This window comes from Lactobacillus sp. UMNPBX12 (assembly GCF_002553955.1).
Lineage (GTDB): Bacteria > Bacillota > Bacilli > Lactobacillales > Lactobacillaceae > Lactobacillus > Lactobacillus crispatus.
In genome coordinates, this window is sequence record NZ_PCYY01000042.1 from 1 (window position 1) to 5,240 (window position 5,240).

At 38.8% G+C, this 5,240-nt stretch carries 2 protein-coding genes and 1 pseudogene; 1 reads left to right on the forward strand and 2 read right to left on the reverse strand.

The window, feature by feature from the left end:
- Positions 1-46: 46 nt before the first annotated feature.
- Positions 47-265: pseudogene (locus CP363_RS10190) on the forward strand (ISL3 family transposase); the annotation flags it as partial.
- 128 nt (positions 266-393) lie between these two features.
- Here CP363_RS10190 and CP363_RS10195 read toward each other — a convergent pair.
- Positions 394-4,296 (reverse strand): YSIRK-type signal peptide-containing protein, encoded by a 3,903-nt coding sequence (locus tag CP363_RS10195; protein ID WP_098036209.1) that lies wholly within the window; start codon positions 4,294-4,296, stop codon positions 394-396.
- Between the two features lie 684 nt (positions 4,297-4,980).
- A partial coding sequence (locus CP363_RS10205) for an LPXTG cell wall anchor domain-containing protein (protein ID WP_233187167.1) occupies positions 4,981-5,240 on the reverse strand: 260 nt, incomplete at its 5' end.

A 5,240-nucleotide genomic window follows, 5' to 3' on the forward strand; every position in this document is an offset into this window, starting at 1 on the left:
CATAATAATGGTAATACCCACAGCTAGCCAGCCATGAGTTATCTTTTCTTCATTAGAGAATTCATATAACCTGATGCAAAGCTTTATTCAAGCCGTTAAAACGGGCAATACTCATGAGCTCAAATTATTAATCAACTGCCAAGATCAAATTGGGACTTTAATGCACAAAACACTATTGACCTTTAAACATAACCTAAAAGCTGTGCTTAATGGAGCAAAACTGCCTTATTCTAACGGCTGCCTTGAAAGGTTCAACCGCAACCTCAATCTAAGTATAAGAAAAAAGGTAGATAAAAACATCGTCATGTTTCTATCTACCTTTATACTTTAGGGTGTTTGACAAAGAGCCACTATTCTATGCGTCTTTTTGTATGATTTATTCAACTTAGCTAATTAATTTTCTTTTTTATGATTAATAGCTATACCAAAAATGCCCAAAGCAGCTGCTAACAACCCGGCAACGGCAAATGCTACCTTACTTTCATTTTCACCAGTCTGTGGCAAAGTTTGAGAATTTTGGCTGTTGTTCTTGGCAATACCGTTTTCCATATTTGCCTTAGCTGAAGTAGCTAGACCAGCAGTAGTATTAGCTAAAGCGACTGCCTTAGGGCTAATCGTACCAGATTTAGTGGTTCGCTTAGCCTTTGAAGACTGGTTAGATTTAGAAGTAGTCGTTGATTTGGTCTTGCTAGACTTATTATTGTCAGTTGGGTTTGAGGTATCAGTATTGTTATCAGTTAGTTCAGTATTTGAGTTGTTACCACCATTGTTGTCATTATTACTGTTGTCCTTGCTGTGACCTGGTTGCTCTGAGGTCTCATTAGCTGTATAGCTAATCTCAACAGTTGTATTCTGAGTGTCCTCGTTCACAGTAGTTTCATCAATTTGAGCTTTGTCTGGAGTGTAACCTGTAAATTCTGGAGCTGAGTATCTTTCCCACTTAGCAGTAGACCATTTACCCGCAGATTTGATTTCCCCAGTAGGTGCATAAAGAATCACTTTCCGTGTCAATGTTGCTTTTTGGATAACTGTTTGGTCAGTTCCGTTTGGCTCGTGGACAATAATTGTTCGAGTAATGTCCTTGGTTTCTGTCTTTGTGATCTCATTAGCTTTATAGCTAATCTCAACAGTTGTATCCTGAGTGTTCTTGTTCACAGTAGTTTCATCAATTTGAGCTTTGTCTGGAGTGTAACCTTTAAATTCTGGAGCTGAGTATGTTTCCCACTTAGCAGTAGACCATTCACCCAAAGATTTGATTTCCCCAGTAGGTGCATAAAGAATCACTTCCCGTGTCAATGTTGCTGTTTGTTTAACTGTTTGGTCAGTTCCGTTTGGCGTGTGGACAATAATTGTTCGAGTAATGTCCTTGCTTTCTTGCTTTGTGATCTCATTAGCTGTATAGCTAATCTCAACAGTTGTATTCTGAGTGTCCTCGTTCACAGTAGTTTCATCAATTTGAGCTTTGTCTGGAGTGTAACCTTTAAATTCTGGAGCTGAGTATGTTTCCCACTTAGCAGTAGACCATTCACCCAAAGATTTGATTTCCCCAGTAGGTGCATAAAGAATCACTTCCCGTGTCAATGTTGCTGTTTGTTTAACTGTTTGGTCAGTTCCGTTTGGCGTGTGGACAATAATTGTTCGAGTAATGTCCTTGCTTTCTTGCTTTGTGATCTCATTAGCTGTATAGCTAATCTCAACAGTTGTATTCTGAGTGTCCTCGTTCACAGTAGTTTCATCAATTTGAGCTTTGTCTGGAGTGTAACCTGTAAATTCTGGAGCTGAGTATCTTTCCCACTTAGCAGGATTCCATTCACCCACAGATTTGATTTTCCCAGTAGTTGCATCAAGAATCACTTCCCGTGTCAATGTTGCTTTTTGGGTAACTGTTTGGTCAGTTCCGTTTGGCTTGTGGACAATAATTGTTCGAGTAATGTCCTTGGTTTCTTGCTTAACATAATCGACATAAACCTTGCGACTATCCTTAACTACTTGCTTATTAGCATAAGTATGACTGTAAGTTACAGTGTATACCCCCGCCTTAGTCAAGTCGACCTTATCAACCGCAGCGGCTGTAGCAGCCCCTGGAGCTTGGTATTCATAACTAATATCCACGTCCGTCTTTGGCAACTTTGTTAGTTGATCGCGCGTCACCCGGTTTCCTGCGTCATCAGCAGCATAAATCTCATCAATCATTGAAGTGGTGTCCCATGGCTTAGCATTTGGATCTGCCACATAGTGTTGATCCTTATTTAAAATAATAGCAGGCACAGCTTGAACTTGGATTACCCAGATAGATGGGTCATTCAAGACAGGTCTATCATCATCAACACGTTTTGCCCCTGGTAGGGTGGAGTATGCATAGAATGGCATTTCCTGAGCTTTACCGTTGTTGTTAGCATACTTGACCGTGTAACCATGGTTAGCAAAAATTTCTTGAATTTTTCTTAGATCAATAAAGTATTGCGCACTGCCGTAAACAAGCGATGGTCTGTCCCCTTTTGGTAGTGAGTCCATATTGAATGATCCCTTATAGGTTGGGAAGTTGCTAATTTTAAAGGCATCCCACCCATTTGGCATATCTTTGGAAATTTCCTTAACGAGCTTCCAGTCTGATTCACCAGGTTTTTCCCCCATGAACTCAGTCGGAAGCAAGTCTACCCGCTTAACCTGACTTAAGTCCTTGCGCACAGTTGTGAAGTAGAGTTTAATCCCATTGGCAAAGTTACCTCCACCATAGTCGTTAACCTGTGGCGCAAAGGTTAGTGAATGAACCTGATCAGAGAGCTGACCAATGTACTTAACCGGGATGATAAATTCGATTGTATCATCTGGTTTAAAGGCAGTCCCCGTCATGGTAATTTGCGTAGCCTTATCTCCAGAACCATTGTGGGCCTTAAGGTATTCTGCCCAGTCACTGTAATAGTTACCACCATCACCAGTACCGTTGATCCCCCAGCCATAAGACCAGCCTTGCTGACTCTTCAATTGTGGACCATTAGCACCAAGACGGCTCGTATCAATCGCTACAGCCTTGTTATCAGCAAAGTTGAACCACAACCCGGAACCAACTTCCTTGTCACCATTGTGGTAAATCAAATGGTATTCCAGAGTGTTTGGATCAATCTGATCAACATTGATGATCGACTCAGACTTATTATTAGCAGTTACATACCCAGTTACATAAGTTTTACGGTCTTTCCCCTTAGCCGTGTAATAAGCAATAACCTGGCCATGGGCCATCTTGTGCCAATCTGAAGCAGTGATCTGGGGATTATTGTAGATCCCAGTAGTAACAGTGTCTTTATCAGTTGTTGGCTTAGCTGGTGTTTCAATTTGAGCTGGATCAAGCTTCTCAATTGAAATATTTCTTGTAGCAATTTCCTTATAGGTGGTGTAATCTCTGCCATAATATGGAGATTGAGTTTTTTTAGATCCATCACCAATATACTTCAATGGTATTATATATCTAATTGTATCGTCAGCTTGTATCGTTGCTCTATTTAAATACACTCCGTCTAAATCAGCTAGTTTATATCCTTGATCTTGAGATTCTTGATAACTTGGATAAGACCCACCACTAGTATGATAATGATAGGATATCTTGTAATTGTGCCCCTGCTGACTATCGATTTGAATTTCACCATTTTGCCTATTAGTATCTAAAGCAAAATCGGGACTCCAGAAAGTTATAAGCAGAGGGTTTGCATTTTTATTACCATTTTTTAAAACAGTAACTAATTCAAAGGTATTAGGATGGATCAGATTATAATTAATTACAAGCTGAGATTGTGGATTATTATAAGCTGTTACATATTCTTTGCCATCTTTTCCTGTGACTTTAAGATACTGAGCAAGTTCTCCTGTTCCTGTCTTTAACCATTGATCTTTAGAATCAGCATTATTTTCATAGATCATAGGATTATTATTACCTTGAGTAGATTTTCCCCCATCAGATGGCTTATCAGGTACAATCGAATCTACACCGTCAAGTCCATTAGCATCACTTGAAGCATGGTTATCACCTAAAGCAGGGGTACGAGATTGATTCTCACCATTACCTTCATTTTGATTAGAAGATGGAACAGCAGTACCAGTACCAGTACTTTCACTTGCGCTAGTAGTACCAGTACCAGTACCAGTACTTCCACTTGCGCTAGTAGTACCAGTACTTTCACTTGGGCTAGTAGTATCAGCAAGTACCTTTGGAGAGTTCATCAGTATTCCTGATCCAATCATCACTGAGGCCAAGCCAACTGACAGTTTTCTTAGTGTATATTTTGGGACTCTTTCTAACATGATCTTTCTCCTCGTATCATAAGGCACTATATTTCAGTGCCTAATAATTTTTACATTATTATAACACTTATAATATAACATAGAGCTATTACCTTTAATAGATAAAATCACTTAAAACTAAATAAAAAATAACACCCATCAAAAAATAAAAATCTCTGAAACAATTTTGTTTAAGAATTTTCCAGTGTAATAAGCTACGACTGCTGCGTCGGGTAATGTCATGATTAATGGTTTGAAGCATCTGACCAATGATGGCGTCATCAGTACAATAAATTTTTTGATCATAGTCTAAGAACCATACTGGTGACGTGCTGATATTCTTTTTCTCTTCAAGAGAGCTGTACAGGTGATAGATGTTCTAGTAGGTCTAACGTAGTACGAGCATCCATTTTAGTTCTCTTAATGACTCTATCTGTATCGGAATCAATGGTATCATAGGCTTTATGCCAAGCCTTGCCTATAGTTTCTAGGCGACTAAAAAACTCTTCCATGGACTTGGGCTGCCCTTCAAAAACAGGAAATTCAAAAAGATCATCCTGAATTGATACAATCCCACTAAAGTGGACGATTGAAATACATAAAGTATTCAATTATTCACGAAGGTGGGATTTTTTAAATTTTGTTACTAAAAAAGATCGAACCCAAAATGATTCGATCTTTAACGAACTTAATTCTTATTCAGTATTAGTGCTTCTTTTTAGGATCAAACAACATCCCTGCAAGCAAAGCCAAGCCTATGCCAGCAAGGGCAAAACCTACATTCAAAGTAGATTTCTTTTCACCAGTTTGTGGTAATCCTCTTCTTAAAGTTGATGAACCCACATGATCTTTTATTGTCAAATGTTCTTCTTCAGTAGTTTCAGGAGTTGATGGTGTTGCTATTATATTAGTCAAATTAAGTTTAAATGAACAGGAATTATCAGATGACGTATTAAAATACATCA